This is a genomic window from Variovorax sp. P1_H12_2 (assembly GCF_056405335.1).
Genome location: NZ_JBFUCI010000014.1, coordinates 20,883 through 36,561, shown reverse-complemented (window position 1 = coordinate 36,561; position 15,679 = coordinate 20,883). Strand labels below are relative to the sequence as shown.

Below are 15,679 nucleotides of genomic sequence, written 5' to 3'. Positions count from 1 at the left end.
AGAACGAGCTGCGCGTGATCATCGGCCCGAACGGCGCCGGCAAGACCACGCTGCTCGACCTGATCTGCGGCAAGACCCGCGCGAGTGCCGGCAGCATCAAGTTCAAGAACACCGAGCTCACGAGGATGGCCGAATACCGCCGCGTGCGACTGGGGATCGGCCGCAAGTTCCAGACGCCCTCCATCTACGAAAACCTCAGCGTGTTCCAGAACCTGGAGGTGTCGTTTCCGGCCGGGCGATCGGTCATGGGCGCGCTCGGCTTCAAGTGCACGGATGAGGTGAGGTCCAGGGTCGACGCGGTCGCGGCCGACATTCACCTGTCCGACAAGCTCGACACCGAGGCCGGCCTGCTCAGCCACGGCCAGAAGCAGTGGCTGGAAATCGGCATGCTCCTGATGCAGGAACCTGAGTTGCTGATGCTCGACGAACCGATCGCCGGCATGAGCGCGCGCGAACGCGAGCTCACCGCTGACCTGCTGCAGCGCATCTGCCAGGGCCGGTCGGTGATCGTGATCGAGCACGACATGGAATTCGTCAAGCGCATCGCGCACAAGGTCACGGTCATGCACCAGGGAAAGATCCTGGCCGAAGGGCCGATGGATCAGGTGCAGGCCGACGAGCGCGTGATCGACGTCTACCTCGGCCACTAGGAGCAAACGACATGAGCACAGCCATGCTGGAGGTCAAGGACCTCTACACCTCATACGGCCAGAGCGAGGCGCTGCACGGCATTTCGTTCCAGGCGCGCAGGAACGAGACCATCGCCATCATGGGCCGCAACGGCATGGGCAAGACCACGCTGTTCAAGAGCCTGATGGGTGTGCTGCCGATCAAGAGCGGCAGCATCAGCGTTGCCGGGCGCGACGTCTCGCGCGACGAGAGCTTCGTACGGGTCGCCAAGGGCATTGCCTACGTGCCGCAGGGCCGCATGATCTTCCCGACCCTGACGGTGGAGGAGAACATCCAGACCGGCCTAGAGAACTCGAAGACGCGCCGCATTCCCGAGGAAATCTACGCGCTCTTCCCGGTGCTGTTCGACATGAAGCGCCGCAAGGGCGGCAACCTGTCGGGCGGCCAGCAGCAGCAGTTGGCGATCGCGCGTGCGCTCGTGACCGACCCCAAGGTGCTGCTGCTCGACGAGCCTACCGAGGGCATCCAGCCTTCGATCATCAAGGACATCGCGAAGGCGCTGAACGAGATCCGCAAGCTGCGCGAGATCACGATCGTGGTGTCGGAGCAGGTGCTGAGCTTCGCGCTGGACGTTGCCGACCGCCTGTTCGTGATCGAGGGCGGGATCTTCGTGCACGAGACCGCGCGCGACAAGACCGACGTGAACCACATCAAGGCCTATCTCTCCGTTTGAACTCCCCTTTCGACAACCACCCCAGGAGCCATTGCAAATGACCGACACGCTGATCAAGGTCGACCTGACCAAATCGCCGACCGAGAACGAGATGATCCACAACCGCTGGCACCCGGACATCCCGATGGCCTGCTGGGTGAACCCGGGCGACGACTTCATCCTCGAAACCTTCGACTGGACCGGCGGCTTCATCAAGAACAACGACAGCGCCGACGACGTGCGCGACATCGACCTGACCACGGTGCACTACCTGTCGGGCCCGGTCGGCGTGAAGGGGGCCGAGCCCGGCGACCTGCTGGTGGTCGACCTGCTGGACATCGGCGCCAAGCAGGACAGCCTGTGGGGCTTCAATGGCTTCTTCTCGAAGAAGAACGGCGGCGGCTTCCTCACCGATCATTTTCCGGAGGCGCAGAAATCGATCTGGGACTTCAAGGGCATGTTCACCAGTTCGCGCCACATCCCGGGCGTCAACTTCGCGGGACTGATCCATCCCGGCCTGATCGGCTGCCTGCCCGACAGGGCGATGCTCGACATGTGGAACAAGCGCGAGATCGACTTCATCGCGACCGACCCGGATCGCGTGCCCGGCCTGGCGAATCCGCCTTCGGCCGGCACCGCCCACATGGGAAAGATGACCGGCGAGGCCAGGGCCAAGGCAGCCGCCGAGGGCGCACGCACCGTGCCGCCGCGCGAGCACGGCGGCAACTGCGACATCAAGGATCTCTCGCGCGGCTCCAAGGTTTTCTTCCCGGTCTACGTCGACGGCGCCGGCCTGTCGGTGGGCGACCTGCACTTCAGCCAGGGCGATGGCGAGATCACCTTCTGCGGCGCCATCGAGATGGCGGGCTGGGTGCACATGAAAGTCACGCTCATCAAGGGCGGCATGGCCAAGTACGGCATCAAGAACCCGATCTTCAAGCCGAGCCCGATCACGCCGCACTACAACGACTACATCATCTTCGAGGGCATCTCGGTGGATGAGGCGGGCAAGCAGTACTACCTTGACGTGCACGTGGCCTACCGCCAGGCATGCCTGAACGCGATCGAGTACCTGAAGAAGTTCGGCTATTCCGGCGCACAGGCCTATTCGATCCTCGGCACCGCACCGGTGCAGGGCCACATCAGYGGCGTGGTCGACRTSCCGAATKCCTGCGCCACGCTSTGGCTGCCGACGCAGATCTTCGACTTCGACATCAAYCCGAACGCCAACGGGCCGACCAGGTTCATCGACGGCAAGATCGACATGCCGCTGTCGCCCGACCTTGCCTGACCGGAGCGCGAGCAGCATGCCGACCTACGACTACCGGTGCGACGACTGCGGCGGCTTCGATGCACTGCGCAGCGTGAGCCAACGCGACCTGCCGGCGGACTGCCCGGATTGCGGCGGCGCCTCGCCGCGCGTGATGTCGGGCGCACCACGCCTGGCGCTCATGGCCGACGGCACGCGCCGCGCCATCGCGGTCAACGAGCGTGCGGCGCACGAGCCGAAGCGCTCGGGCGACTACGCGCGGCTCAGGCATCCCTCGGGCTGCGGCTGCTGCAGTGGCGCCAAGCGTGGCGCGACGGTGACCGCGCCCAACGGTGCCAAGACCTTTCCGACCAAACGGCCCTGGATGATCAGCCACTAGGAGCAGCACCATGATTCATGGAGATATCTCGAGCAGCAAGGACACCGTAGGTGTCGCGGTCGTCAACTACAAGATGCCGCGCCTGCACTCGCGTGCCGAGGTGCTCGACAACGCGCGTGCGATCGCGAAGATGGTGGTCGGCATGAAGTCCGGACTTCCCGGCCTCGACCTCGTGATCTTTCCCGAGTACAGCACCCACGGCATCATGTACGACAGCGCCGAGATGTACGAGAACGCCGCCACCGTGCCCGGCGCCGAGACCGAGATCTTCGCCGAGGCCTGTCGCAAGGCGAAGGTGTGGGGCGTGTTCTCCCTCACCGGCGAGCGCCACGAGGAGCATCCGAACAAGGCGCCCTACAACACGCTCATCCTCATGAACGACCAGGGCGAGATCGTGCAGAAGTACCGCAAGATCATGCCCTGGGTGCCGATCGAGGGCTGGTATCCGGGCAACTGCACCTATGTGAGCGACGGGCCGAAGGGGCTCAAGGTCAGCCTCATCATCTGCGACGACGGCAACTATCCCGAGATCTGGCGCGACTGCGCGATGAAGGGCGCCGAGCTGATCGTGCGCTGCCAGGGCTACATGTACCCGGCGAAGGAGCAGCAGATCCTCATCAGCAAGGCAATGGCCTTCGCCAACAACACCTATGTGGCGGTCGCCAACGCGGCGGGCTTCGACGGCGTCTATTCGTATTTCGGCCACTCGGCGATCATCGGCTTCGACGGCCGCACGCTCGGCGAATGCGGCGAGGAGGAAATGGGCATCCAGTACGCGGCGCTCAGCAAGAGCCTGATCCGCGACTTCCGCAAGCACGGCCAGTCGGAGAACCACCTCTTCAAGCTGGTTCACCGCGGCTACACCGGCTTGATCAACTCCCGCGAAGGCGACAAGGGCGTGGCCGACTGCCCCTACGACTTCTATGCCAAGTGGATCGCCGATCCACAGGGCACGCGCGAGATGGTCGAATCCTTTACCCGCAGCACCGTCGGCACCGCGGAGGCGCCGATCGGGGGCATCCCGAACGACGACACGGCCGGCGTGCACCGCTGATGCCAGATCCGCTCGAATCCTGGCGCATTACGCAGGAGCCCTGGCAGGGGTGAAAGCGAACGGCAGTCCCAAGAAGATCAAAGACTTGCCGACCCCTAAGACAGCGACTGCGGAATCGTGAACACCATGTTCGCCGCGCCGCGGAACTCGCCCTTGGTCACCAGGAACCACAGTGTCGCGTTGTCGCCGAACAGCTCGCCGACGTTGCTGCTTGCGGCGGCGCGGCGCGCGATCAGCATGCCGTAGGTGCTGGAGCGCGGTTGGGTGGCGGTGAAGTGGTTGCCGCTGACGCTCATGAAGTTCCCGGCGCACAGCACCATGTCGGCCGTGAAGGTGTTGCCCTGYAGCACCACCGTCTGGAACAGGCCGCKGGCCCGCTTCGCGGTGAGCAGCTTGATGGTTTCGATGCCCATCGTCAGCCGCGTCAGCAGGTTGCTCGCGAACACCAGTTGGCCGACGCCGGGCTGGACCTCGAAATCACCGGGCTGCAGCGCGCGCAGCAGCGCGTCGCGCGGCACCTCGGGGTCGGGGATGCCGTAGAACGCCACGTCGCCCGCGAACTGGCAGTGCGTGATCTCACACAGGTCGGTGATGTCCTGGAAAACTGCGGCCGCCCGTACCGCCGCCGGTAATGTGCAGCCGCGCATGCGCAGCACGCGCGTGCTGCCGACGGCCAGCCAGGGCAGTTGGCTGTCGCTCCTGCCGGCCACGTTCACGCCGTCCAGCTCGACCTGGGTGTTATTGGTCAGCGCGATCACGCCGCGCTCGCTGAGCTGCAAATGCAGATCGCGCAGTTCCAGCGCGGCCAGGCCGGCCAGGGCGATCGGGGCGGCGACCACGATCACCGCGGTGGGGCCGCAGCCGTGCAACGACAGGCGCCGCACCGGCTGCGTGGAGGGCGCATCCAGCGTCAGGCCGGCCTCGAGTCGGTGCGTGCCTGGCAGGAAGCAGATGCACAGCGAGGGCCGCGCCGCCAGCAACTTCTCCAGCAGTTCGCTGCTGAGTTCGGGGAAGTCGCCCCCCTTGCCGATCGTGACCTCGCAGCCGCCGCCCCCGCCGGTGGCCGGCGTCGTGGCGGTGGCCGCGAACACCAGCACCTGCTCGGCCACCGGGCTGCCGCCGCTGGTCAGCAGATGCGCACGGACGCGCTGGTTCTGCGGCGTGCCCAGCCGCCAGGGGCATTCGGCCAGGCCCTGGGCGTTGCAGGTGGCGTCGAAGACGCTGGCCGGCGGGTTGCCCACGCTGCCGGCCCCGGCCTCCACCGTGAAGCGCACGCGCGCGCCGGGCACGGGCAGCGCGCCGCGCATCACGCGCACACGCAGCGGCTCGGGCAGCGCGCCGCCGGGCGTGGTGTTCTGGCCGTCGCCGCCTACGTAGAGCAGTTGCGTCATTTTCGTGAGCGGCGGGAACAGGTCGCGGCAGTCGGTGATGTCCGTGACCAGGCCGCTGGCGTCCACCGTCACCAGGCCGAGCCGCGCCCAGCCGTCACGCACGCCGGCCGGCGGCTCGGCGACGGGCTCGCCGTCGCAGTCGCGCGGCCATTCCACGTCGGCCGTCACGGTGCGCGCCGGGATCTGCCAGTAGTCGCCCGGCCGGTAGCTGCCGCCGGGTGCGAAGCGGATCTGCACGCCATCCTCCAGCGTGATCCAGTCGCCTTCCTCCACCGCCAGCGCGTGCTCGCCGGCCACGGCGGGCGTGTGGTCCCAGCGGCGCAGCACGGGGTGGCGCGCCGGGTCCTGGCCCAGCGTGCCGGTGGGCACGCCATCCAGCACCAGTTCCAGCGCATCGTCGCCGTCTTGCAGGTAGTCGAAGAGCTGGCCCGCGCGGCCCTGCAATTCGGCCTCGTCGTCGACCAGTTCCACGCGGTCGTGCAGGGTGAGGTCCAGGTTCGCATCGCGGCCGCGTGCCGCCAGGCGAATCGTGGTGCGGTTGGCGTCGATGCTGATCTCCTGCACCGCATAGCTGACCGAGCCGTTCTCGCGCGACCACTTGAATGTGGCGGCGCCCGCCGCGTCCACCGAGTGGATTTCCACGCGGTAGAGCTGGTTCTCCAGCCGGCGGTAGCCTGCCGTGGCGGCGATCTCGCAGACGCCGGTGGACGCCAGTTCGGGCTCGGCGCGCGCGGCCATGCGGGCGCCCGGCGGGGCGGTCAGGGTGTTCCAGGCGGCCACGTCGGCGCCGCAGTGCCAGGCGGTGTTGTCGGGCGCGGCCGGCAGGGCGAGCGTGCGCACTTGCGCCACCTGCTGCGCGCGGGTGGCGGTGTCGGGGCCGCCCAGTGCCACTTCGCGGATGCCCGGGTCCTCCAGCGCACTCACATGGCGTTGCCAGGCGCGCAGGTAGACCAGGTGCGTGCCGGCCGGCAGCCGTGCCGGCACGCCGCCGTCGGGCTGGTTGGCCAGCGAGGCGGCCTGCTCCCATTCGCAGAGCTGGCCCTGCACGTAGTAGCGGCCCGCGCCGATGCGCAGGCTCGCCGCCGGCAGCGCCGCAGGCGCACCGGCGCCGGTGGCTTGCACGCGCCAGGCCTGGCCACCGCCGACCAGCCAGGGCTGCTCCGTGCCGGCCACCRACAGGCCCGCCAGTGCCGGACCGCCGGCCACGGTCTGCGCGGTCCAGGTGGTGCCGCCATTGGTGGTGACCAGCAGCGCGCCGTCCTCGCCAGCGATCCAGCCATTGTTGGCGTCGCGAAAGCGCACCGCGCGCAGCCGCGAGGTGCTGCCGCTGGTGGCGGTCGTCCAGGTCGCGCCGCCGTCGGCGCTGCGCAGCACGGTGCCGCCGTCGCCCACCGCCCAGGCCTGGCCACCGGCGAGCGACACCGCGCGCAAGGTGGCGCTGCTGCCGCTTTGCACGCGGGTCCATCCCGCGCCGCCGTTGCTGCTGCGCACGATCGCGCCGCCGGGCCCCACGGCCAGGCCTTCCTGCGCGTTGGCGAAGGCCGCGGCGTAGAGGCGCTGAACGCCGCTGGCGTGGCGCGTCCAGTTGGCGCCGCCGTCGACGGTGCGCAGCACCAGGCCGCCGTCGCCCACGGCCCAGGCGTGCTGGGCATCGAAGACCGCGACGCCGCGCAAATGCTGCAGGCTGCCGGCGTTCTGCACGGTCCAGGTGCTGCCCGCGTTGCTGGTGCGCAGCACGGTGCCGCCGTCGCCCACGGCCCAGCCGGTGTTGGCGGCGCGCGCAATGGCACGCAGGTGCCGCGTGCTGCCGGTGGCGGCCACGGTCCAGGCCGCGCCGCCATTGGTGCTGACCAGCAGCACGCCGTCTTCGCCGGCGATCCACACGCTGTTGGCATCGGCTGCATGCACCGCCAGCGCGACCATGCCGGCCGACAGCGCGAAGCCGGCGTTCTCGGCCGGCGCGCCGCTCTGGCCGATGACGTCCTCGGCCAGAGCCTCGGCACGGCGGCGGGTGATGTCGCCTTCCTCGTTGAAATCCGCATCGATGATCACGCGGCCTTGCTGCATGCGCACGGCGGTGTAGTGCGCGCCGGGCTCGAAGGTCTCGCGGGAGAGATCGGCTTTCATGGTGTCCTCCTCAATTGGCGAAATGCACGCTGGCGGCCAGGCCCAGGCGCAGGTACTCGGTCAGTGCATCGCGCAGGTTGGCCTCGCGCTGCGGCTGCTGCAGGTGTTCGTAGGCGCCCATCTCTGCGCCGCTGGCCGCGCCGGTGCGAATCTGCGCCGCGCAGCGCAGTTCCAGTTGGCCCAGCGCCGGGTCGCCGTAGCGGCGCGAGACGAAGAGCGGCCGCACCGTGGCCTCGACCTCGGCGCGAACCGCGTCCTTTTCGGCGGTCGTGGCGTTGGCTGGCAGGTCGGCGATGCGCGTCTCGCTCTCGAGCTGCGGCTGGCAGCGGTAGCGCCGCGGCACCTGCGAGGAAGGGGGCACGTAGCAAAAGCGCACGCAGCCCACCTGGCGACGCTCGGCGAGCACCGGTGCGTCGAAGATGCAGTCGCTGGCATTGAGCGACAGCGCGTTGACGCCGCCGAAGAAGCTGGTGCGTTGCAGGTCCAGCGCGGCCTCGGGCGCGTCCAGCGCCGGCGCCGAAGCGCCGTCGGCGAGGCCCAGGCCGACGATGCTGTCGGCCACCTCCACCCCGCGCACCGGGCCGGCCACGGTGACCGGTGCGCAAAGGCTTTGCAGCAGCCGCAATTGCAGGCGCGGGCTGTCGACGCCCACCTGCAGGTGCTGCGTGCCCTGCACCGTGTCGGGCAGCAGCGTGCAGTGCGCCAGCTCCAGCTGGCCCAGGCGGCCGGACACCTGCAGGGGCCCCTGCAGCAGCAGCCCGTGCAGGAACAGCGCGCCCGGGTCGGACGCGTCGGCGTCGGCGGTACCGCTCACCTTCAGCAGGCCCTGCCAATGCGCGCGCACCTGCCGGGCCTCGAAGCGGCCGGCCACGCGCTCCATGCTGCCGGGCGGCGCGTCGGGGATGGGCTGCAGCGGCCATTGGCCGGCGACCACCAGCAGTTGCGAGGCTTCGGGGATCCGGATTTCCAGCGGGTCGTCGTCGATCTCCGTCAGGCTGTCCATCACCACGATGACGCCGGTGCGCCCCGCCGGCTCGTCATTCCAGGCCTGGACGGCGGCACGCAGGGTGGGGAACAGCATGCCGCCCGCGGGCAGCAGGTGCGACACGCCCACCTGCCAGACCTGCGGGTCGAAGAAGCCGCTTCGGCTTTCGTCGGCCGCGCGGCTGGCCGCGCGCAGTGCGGCGCCGCGATCGTAGGGACCGCCGCCGATGTCGGCCACGCTGGCATGGGTCGCATGCAGCCACACTTGCTTCACGTCCAGCGCGGCCGGGAACGCGATGCGTCCGCGCAGCAGGTCCAGCGCCGGCACGCGCGGCGTGGGCTGGGCCAGTTCCACGGTGTCGGGGATCTCGCAGATGCAGATGTCCTCGCGCGGCACCTCCACCGGCAGCGTCTCGCCGGCGAGCCGCACGAAGCAGCGCAGCACCGGGTCGCGCTCGGTCATGAAGCGCGGCGCCGGCTCGGCCTGGTCGGCGCGCAGCCGCACGAGCTCGGCATGCAGTGCCAGCGGGCGCAGCGGGGCCGGGGTGTGTTCCTCGCGCRCAGCCTGGGTGATGGCGCCGCTGCCGGTCTCGGTGGGCGGGCGGTTGAACACCGGTGCGTCCACGCCCGCCGGGTGCATGTGCCACCAGCCACCTGATTGCGCCTCGCGTGCGCTGATGAAGTCGGCCGTCGCCATTTCGGCGACGGGGCCCGGCGCGCCGCTGCCCAGCGGCTGCGGGCGCAGCCGCCACAGGTACAGGCCCACGTTGGGGATGTTGAAGCGGCCGCCACGCGTGTCGGCGTTGCGCACCTCCAGCGTGTGGGCAAAGGGGTCGAAGGCGCCGGCCGAGGCCTGCGCCAGCTCGGCCGCCGCGGCGTCGCGCACGCAGGCCGTGGCGGTGGGCGCGCGGCGCACGTGGTTCATGTGCTGGGTGGTGCCCAGGCGCTGGAAGAACTCCACCGCCGCTGCGGGCCAGCCGGTGACATCGCGCGCCAGTTGCTCCAGCACCAGCGCCGTGCCCTTGCGGCGGCGGTAGGCGATGGTGTTGGCGACCCAGGCGCGCGTGCTGACGCCGGCCGAGGGCACCGGGCGGATCGGCCGCGCGCCCAGCAGGTCGCCGATGTAGGGCACGGTCCATTCGTCGCAGGTCTCGATGAACCAGTTGTCGTACAGGCGCGCGGTGTCGGCCTCCACCGCCTCGAGTTCGCTTTCGATCACGGCCAGCAGCGCCCGCAGCGGCGCACCGCGCTCGGTGTCGCGCAGGCGGTGGATGACCGGCAGCAGCTGGTAGAGCCGTTCGGGGGTGAGGAGACTCATAGCGTGGCCTTCACGAGTTCGAGTGCCGCGGGGTTCAGCAACATCAGTTCGGCCGGCCGCATCGCCATGTCCACCGGGTCCCAGCGCGCGCCGAAGGCCGGCACGAACTGCCCGTTGYCGGCGGCGGCCGCGGCTTCACCGTAGGGCTGCAGCACCTCCAGGTCCACTGCCACCACGCCGGGGACCTGGTGCAGCAGTGCGAGCAACTCGGCGGCGGTGACCGATTGCGCCAGGTCTCGCGCGTCGAAGCCGAATGCGGCTTGCAGCTTCGCCCTGCAGGCCGCGAGCACCGTGTCGGCCTCGTGGCGTGGGTCGATCGCCACGCGCGCGGTGCAGCGGAAGTAGCGCAGCACCGAGGCGCCCAGCACGAAGGCCTGCGAGGGGTCGGACAGGCTGGCAATGGCCTTCTGCAGGTTGTCCATCACCTCCTCGCCCGGCACGCCGCCGGTGGCGCCGGCCACCGAGAGCAGCACGCGCGAGCTGCCGTTGACCCACACCAGGTCGGCGCGCGCCTTGCCGATGCCCGGGAAGGCACGCGCAAAGTCCTGGTAGTCCGACAGCGAGACCACGCGCTCGAAGGCCAGCAGCGTCAGCGGCGCATTGCGGCGTGCGTCCTCCAGCTTCTCGGGCCCCTGGGCGCCGCTGGCCGGCAGCGGGTTGCTCACGCCGCGCAGGCCCAGCGGCATGGCGCGCAGCATGGTCAGCGTGCCCGCCGCCACCTCGCCGTCGGGGCCGATGCCGCTGCGGTAGCGCGCCTGCACGTTCATCTGGCCGCTGGGCAGGCGCGCGCCGCTGCGGCCGTCGCCGAACAGGACCTTCATGCGCGCCTCGTTGTCGATGCGCGTGGTGAACACATGCTCGTCGGGCGCGGCACCGTACAGCGAGGGGCGTTCGGTCCACAGCAGGCCGTTCACGCGCAGTTCCAGCGTGCTCTTCACGCCGCTGGCCGAGGCGGCCGTCAAGTGCGTGGTCGGCGGCTTGCGCAGCATGAAGCGCTGGAAGCTCTCCTTCGCGTCGCCGTTGCCCAGCACCTCCTGCACGCTCTCGCCGTGCGTGGCGCGGACCACGTTGGCGTGGATCTGCAGCCTCTCGCGCTGATAGCTGTATGCCAGCGCCTTCTGCAGCACCAGCGTGCTGCGGCCGGCGCTGTGCTCCACTTCGTCCAGCAGCGCGATCTCGGCCGCCTCCACGCCGGGCAGGTCGGCCCGCGGGCCGACGAAGGCCAGGGGCTGGCCGCGCGTCAGACCCAGCACCATGGTCGACAGCTCGATGCGCTTGCTGTCGCGCTCCACCGGGGTCTCGATCGGCAACTCGGCCAGGGGCTGGCGCCGGCTGACGACGTGGGCCGTGGTGTCGCGGAACAGGAAGGCCTCTTCCGGCGCCTCCGCCATCGGCTGGCCGCTGCTGTCGGCCAGCCGCAGCGCGGTGGCGCGGGCCGACAGGCCGTAGTCGGCGCGCGAGACTTCGCGCGCATCGAACAAGGCATAGGCCGTGGCCTTCTCGCTGGGGGCGTCGAAGATCATCCAGCTGCCGGGCGCGAGCTTGGGCACCGGGCGCTCCAGCAGCGCGTGACAGGGCGGCAGGACCAGGCTCTCCATGTTGGGGTTGCCCTGCGAGTCGGTCCAGATGCTGCGGCTGGCGTCCAGCGTGCCGGTGGGGGAGGTGATCGGATCCTGGTCGTCCCAGCCATCCTTGTAGATGTCCGGATCGCGGAGATTGATCTTCGGCAGCGAGCCCCACTTGGGCGCGTTGTGCCCGAAGAAGCCCAGCCGCTGCGCAAAGCTGAAGGCGCCGGCCTCGGGCGACTTCGGCTTGGCCGGGGGCTGGACGCTGGCCGTGATGGTCTGGACGAGCTGCGTGGTGCTCCAGCCCTGGATCGCGATCATGGCCTGCAGCTCGTTCTCCTTCCAGCTCTTGCTGGTGATGGCGGGGCCCAGGTCGGTGGTGGTGAAAGGCACGGTTTCGACCTGCGCCTGCGCGTAGCCGCCGTAGAACATCGACACGGTGGGCACCAGCCAGACGAGCATCGGCGGCGCCGCGGGCGTCTTCGGGTCGGGCAGCGGCTCCAGCGCCACGCGTACGCGGCGCAGGGCCGGTTCGTCCTCGACCTCCAGCGCGCGCAGCGCCAGGTGCTTCAGCTCCAGCCCCTTCTTGCCGACGAAGAGCAGCAGTTCGCCGGCCTGCACGCCGCTGGCCTGGTCGGACAGGTAGATGCGGGCCACTTCCTGGGCGTCCACCCGCGGCTCCACGGGCAGGTCCGGGTCGAGCCGGTACAGGTTGCCGCTGGAGAGATCCGGATGCAGGCCGACGGTGTCGGCCGGCAGGCTGCCGGCGGGGTAGAGCAGGGCCAGGCGCAGCGCGCCGTCGGGGCCCAACACGGCGAGGTCGGCCGGCCGGGTCTGGCGCGGGCGCAATGCGTTCCATTCGGCGCGCGCGACGATCGGCTCGCCGGTCTCGAAGACCTGCGGCAGCTTGCCCTGCGGCGGCACGCTCTGCACCGGCGCGCCGGCCGCGATGGTGCACACGCCCGGCGCGCCGGGCGCGTCTTCCACCGTGAAGACCAGGTGCACGCTGGCGGCGACGCCGGGCCGCAGCTCGTAGCCGACGGCTCGCGCGAGCTCCAGCACCGAGCGGCGTTCAGTGGCGGTGCGGAGGAACCCCTCGTTGGCGATGCGCTCCTGGTAGAAGGTCAGCACGTCGGCCACGCAGGCCGAGGCATCGACCAGCGCGATGGCCGCGTCGTCGGGCTCGCGGGTGCGAAGCTGGCCCAGGGGCCGCGGCGCGGTCGCCAGCTGACCGGGCAGCCCCCAAAGCGGCAGGCGGGCCAGCATGCGCTGGTAGAAGCCGGGCTGGCTGTCGATGCGCCAGGCCAGCGCGGGCAGTCCCGGCGCGTTGTAGATGGTGCCGGGCTCGGCCTGGCCTTCGCAGCAGTGGCAGCCGTCGAGGGGGAGGTCTTCGCTGCTCATCTTGTTTCCTCCGCCGCATGCACCTCGAACTGGATGCGGCCGTGCTCGGGCGCGTTGGGGTCGTTGTCCAGGCGCGCGATCTCCAGCCGTGCCGTCGCGATGCGGCCGGCGTCGATCTCGCCGTCCGGCAGCCGGCCCAGGCGCTGGAAGCGCAGCGGCTCCACGTGCGAGACGCCCTGCACCGCCATCGCCGCGGCGATCACGGCGCTCAGGTAGACCGGCTCGCCGAAGCTGAAGCGGTCGGGGTGGAAGAAGCCACCGGGCGTGGTGGCGAACACGTGCAGCAGGCGGCGCTGCACATCGGCCGGGAAGTAGCCGGGCCGGGTGCAGACATGCAGCGCGATGTCCAGCGCCACGTAGGCCGGGGCGTCGATCTCCACGTCGTGGCCGGCCAGGCGGTAGCGGTCGATGAAGGCGCTCAGGCTGTCCTCGAAGGCGGGGTCCATGCCCTCGGCGCCGCGCCGGTCGACGGTGATGAACATGGTGTGCCAGCTCCCGGTCCAGCGGCGCGTGGCGACGGCGCGCTGCACGCGGCCGTCGCGCATGGCGACCTCGGCATAGTCCTCGGCCGTCACTGCGCGCTCCTGGCGCCGGAAGGCCTGCGGCGCGTCCATGCGCGCGCGCGCCAGCGCCACCGGGTCCACGCCGCCGCTGGCCGGCAGCGGGTTGCGCACCCGCGCGATGCCGTCGAAGGGGCACAGCACATGGGCGATCGCATCGGCGCCCACGTTGCCGGCGCTGCCGTTGCCGGTGCGCACCCGCGCCGACAGGGCCTCGGCCGCGCCGGGGCGCAGGCCGTTCACGCCGTCGCCGAAGCGCAGCAGCACCTGGCCGTCGGCCTCGGTCTCGGCCACGAACTCCGGGGCATGGGAGCCGCTTTGCAGCAGGTCGCGGCGTGCGTTCCAACGGCGGTCGTCGCCGTCGCTGGCCACGAGCACTGCCTCGCGCGTGTCCGCCAGGTCGCGCCGCAGGGCGGCGGTGGCGCTGGTGGATGGGTCCACCAGCATCGCCTCGCCGCTGGCGTTGCGCACCAGGCCCTGGCGCGTCCACGGCAGCAGCGTCGGCTGCGCCAGCCGATAGCGCGGCACGCGGCCGCCGGGCACCGGCACCAGGGGCTCGGGGCGTGTTGCGCTGTAGCCGTGGTCGGCCAGCGCGATGTTGGCGCAGGCGCCCGCCATGTCGCGCACCAGCACGCCATCGATGACCTTCGACAGGCACAGGTCGAAGGGCAATGCGTCCTCGGCGTGCCAGTGCACCTCGACCAGCGGCTGTTCGGTGACCGGGTCGTGCCGCGGCTGCGCAGAGGGAGCGCGATCCTTGTCCGCCTCGGGGTCGACCCGCGTGATGCGGACCACGTGGCGCTGCTGCGCGTCGGCATCCTGCGGCAGGCCGTTGGTGGTGCCGGCGCGTGCCTCCAGCAGCAGCAGGTCGCCCGCGCGCAGGCGCAGCCGGTTCGCCGGGTCGTCGATGAGGAAGGCGCGCGTGGCGCCGCGCGGCAGGCAGCAGGCCTCGTCGCTCCAGGTGTAGAAGCGCAGGTCGTTGTGGGCGCTGAACAGCCTCAGCGGTGTCAGCAGCTCGAAGGCTTGCGCACCGGCCGCGACCAGCGCCTGCGCGCTGGCGGGAGAACCCAGCCGCCGGGGCGCGCCCTGCGCGCGGGTCAGCAGCAGGGTGCCGTCCAGGCCGGTGGTGCTGTCGCAGGCCGCGAGCGTCTGGCCGTCGGCAGCAGCAGCGATGTCGACCTCGAAGGCCACCCAGGCGCGCGCATTGCAGCCCTCGTGCACCGCGTAGTCCAGCAGGCGCGCGTGCCGCCGCACCGAGACGCGCTGGCGCGCGGTGCCCAGGTAGGCCTCGGTGGCGACCGCGTCCTGGAAGTAGGCGATCTCGTCGGCGCGGAAGGCCAGCGCCTCGGACAGCGTGACCATCAAGTCGGCCGGGCTGCGTTCCTTCCAGTGGGGCATCAGCGCCGAAAGCCGGTCCAGCACCAGGCGGCGGAAGCTCTGGTAGTCGCGTGCCAGGTAGTCGATGTCGGGTGCGCGTTGCTGGACCGGCGCGCAGTCGTCTTCCACGCGGCAGTCGAAGTCGCTGGGGCAGTCGACCTTGAAGCCGAAGGCGATCTGCGCCAGGGCAGGGTCGATGCCGGCCGGCGGCGCGTCGGAGCCGGCCGAGGCGACCAGCCGCAACTGGTAGCGCGAGAAGTCGCCGATGTCGTCCAGCTCCACCGTCAGCACGTCGCCGCTGGCCGACACGCCGATCGCCTGCGGGTTGCGCACCCGCACGCCGCCGCGGATCTCGATGTTGGTGGCCGCGAGCGGCGCGGCCGGCGCGAAGGCCAGGTCGTGCACGAAGTGCAGCATCAGCCGCGGTTCGCCGTGCACCACTTCCAGGTACTCGATGCCGTTGAAGGCGCGCGGCGGGTTCGCCAGCGCGGCCTCGCGCAGGGCGGCGATGCGGCCGGGGTTGCTGCACAGGTACTGGCTGTTCATGGGGCCTCCCGCCTGAACTGCGCCTGACCGCTCTGCTGCGTCTCCAGCACCGTGTAGCGCACCGTCACCGACAGGGTCGCGTCCTCGCTCTCGGCGCTGACCTCGTCGATGCGCATCAGGTGGCCGAGCCACTGCTGCAGCGCGCCGTGCACCAGTGCCTGCACCGTCGCGGCGAGCTCGGGGCTGTTGGGCGCGAACACGAGCTGCATGAGGCCGCAGCCGAAGTCCGGCCGGTTCACGCGCTCACCCGGCACGGTGAAAAGGAGCTGCTCGATCAGGTCGCGCAGGTGCGCCTCGCGCGAGACGGTCGCGCTGCGGCCGCGGCCGTCGATGCGCAGGGGAAAGCCGATGTCGGTGTCCATGGT

10 protein-coding genes are annotated in these 15,679 nt (G+C 70.6%); 5 read left to right on the top strand and 5 right to left on the bottom strand.

Annotation, left to right across the window (positions count from 1 at the left end; translation table 11 throughout):
- From urtD to AC1D2K_RS03175, 5 genes are all read left to right on the top strand, one after another.
- Positions 1 to 650: urea ABC transporter ATP-binding protein UrtD (gene urtD, locus AC1D2K_RS03195; RefSeq protein WP_478086260.1), on the top strand; the 650-nt coding region annotated here is incomplete at its 5' end.
- Positions 651 to 673: 23 nt separating this feature from the next.
- Positions 674 to 1,363 carry an urea ABC transporter ATP-binding subunit UrtE gene (gene urtE, locus AC1D2K_RS03190; RefSeq protein WP_478086262.1) on the top strand — a complete coding sequence of 230 codons (690 nt, stop codon included), beginning with the start codon at positions 674 to 676 and terminating at the stop codon, positions 1,361 to 1,363.
- Positions 1,364 to 1,400: 37 nt separating this feature from the next.
- On the top strand, positions 1,401 to 2,633 hold the full coding sequence (fmdA, locus tag AC1D2K_RS03185) for a formamidase (protein WP_478086259.1): 1,233 nt from the start codon (positions 1,401 to 1,403) through the stop codon (positions 2,631 to 2,633).
- Positions 2,634 to 2,649: 16 nt separating this feature from the next.
- Positions 2,650 to 2,991, top strand: a complete 342-nt coding sequence (locus AC1D2K_RS03180; RefSeq protein ID WP_478086258.1) for an FmdB family zinc ribbon protein — start codon at positions 2,650 to 2,652, stop codon at positions 2,989 to 2,991.
- A gap of 10 nt (positions 2,992 to 3,001) precedes the next feature.
- Positions 3,002 to 4,045: an aliphatic amidase gene (locus tag AC1D2K_RS03175; protein ID WP_478086256.1), complete on the top strand. Its 1,044-nt coding sequence runs from the start codon at positions 3,002 to 3,004 to the stop codon at positions 4,043 to 4,045.
- 95 nt (positions 4,046 to 4,140) lie between these two features.
- On the opposite strand, the gene AC1D2K_RS03170 is transcribed toward AC1D2K_RS03175, so the two are convergent.
- Genes AC1D2K_RS03170 through AC1D2K_RS03150 form a run of 5 tightly spaced genes read right to left on the bottom strand, consistent with a single transcriptional unit; the run spans position 4,141 to position 15,676 of the window.
- Entirely contained in the window at positions 4,141 to 7,563 is a 3,423-nt protein-coding gene (locus AC1D2K_RS03170) for a DUF6519 domain-containing protein (protein ID WP_478086255.1), read from the bottom strand.
- Between the two features lie 10 nt (positions 7,564 to 7,573).
- Positions 7,574 to 9,865, bottom strand: coding sequence for a hypothetical protein (locus AC1D2K_RS03165; protein ID WP_478086253.1), 2,292 nt, complete (start codon positions 9,863 to 9,865; stop codon positions 7,574 to 7,576).
- On the bottom strand, positions 9,862 to 12,831 hold the full coding sequence (locus AC1D2K_RS03160; RefSeq protein WP_478086251.1) for a putative baseplate assembly protein: 2,970 nt from the start codon (positions 12,829 to 12,831) through the stop codon (positions 9,862 to 9,864). Before AC1D2K_RS03160 ends, AC1D2K_RS03165 begins: the two co-directional genes overlap by 4 nt.
- The gene (locus tag AC1D2K_RS03155; protein ID WP_478086250.1) at positions 12,828 to 15,314 is read right to left on the bottom strand and encodes a putative baseplate assembly protein; all 2,487 of its coding nucleotides are present in this window, start codon (positions 15,312 to 15,314) and stop codon (positions 12,828 to 12,830) included. The genes AC1D2K_RS03160 and AC1D2K_RS03155 overlap by 4 nt, the downstream gene beginning before the upstream one ends.
- Positions 15,311 to 15,676 (bottom strand): GPW/gp25 family protein, encoded by a 366-nt coding sequence (locus tag AC1D2K_RS03150; protein WP_478086248.1) that lies wholly within the window; start codon positions 15,674 to 15,676, stop codon positions 15,311 to 15,313. The genes AC1D2K_RS03155 and AC1D2K_RS03150 overlap by 4 nt, the downstream gene beginning before the upstream one ends.
- Positions 15,677 to 15,679: the final 3 nt, after the last annotated feature.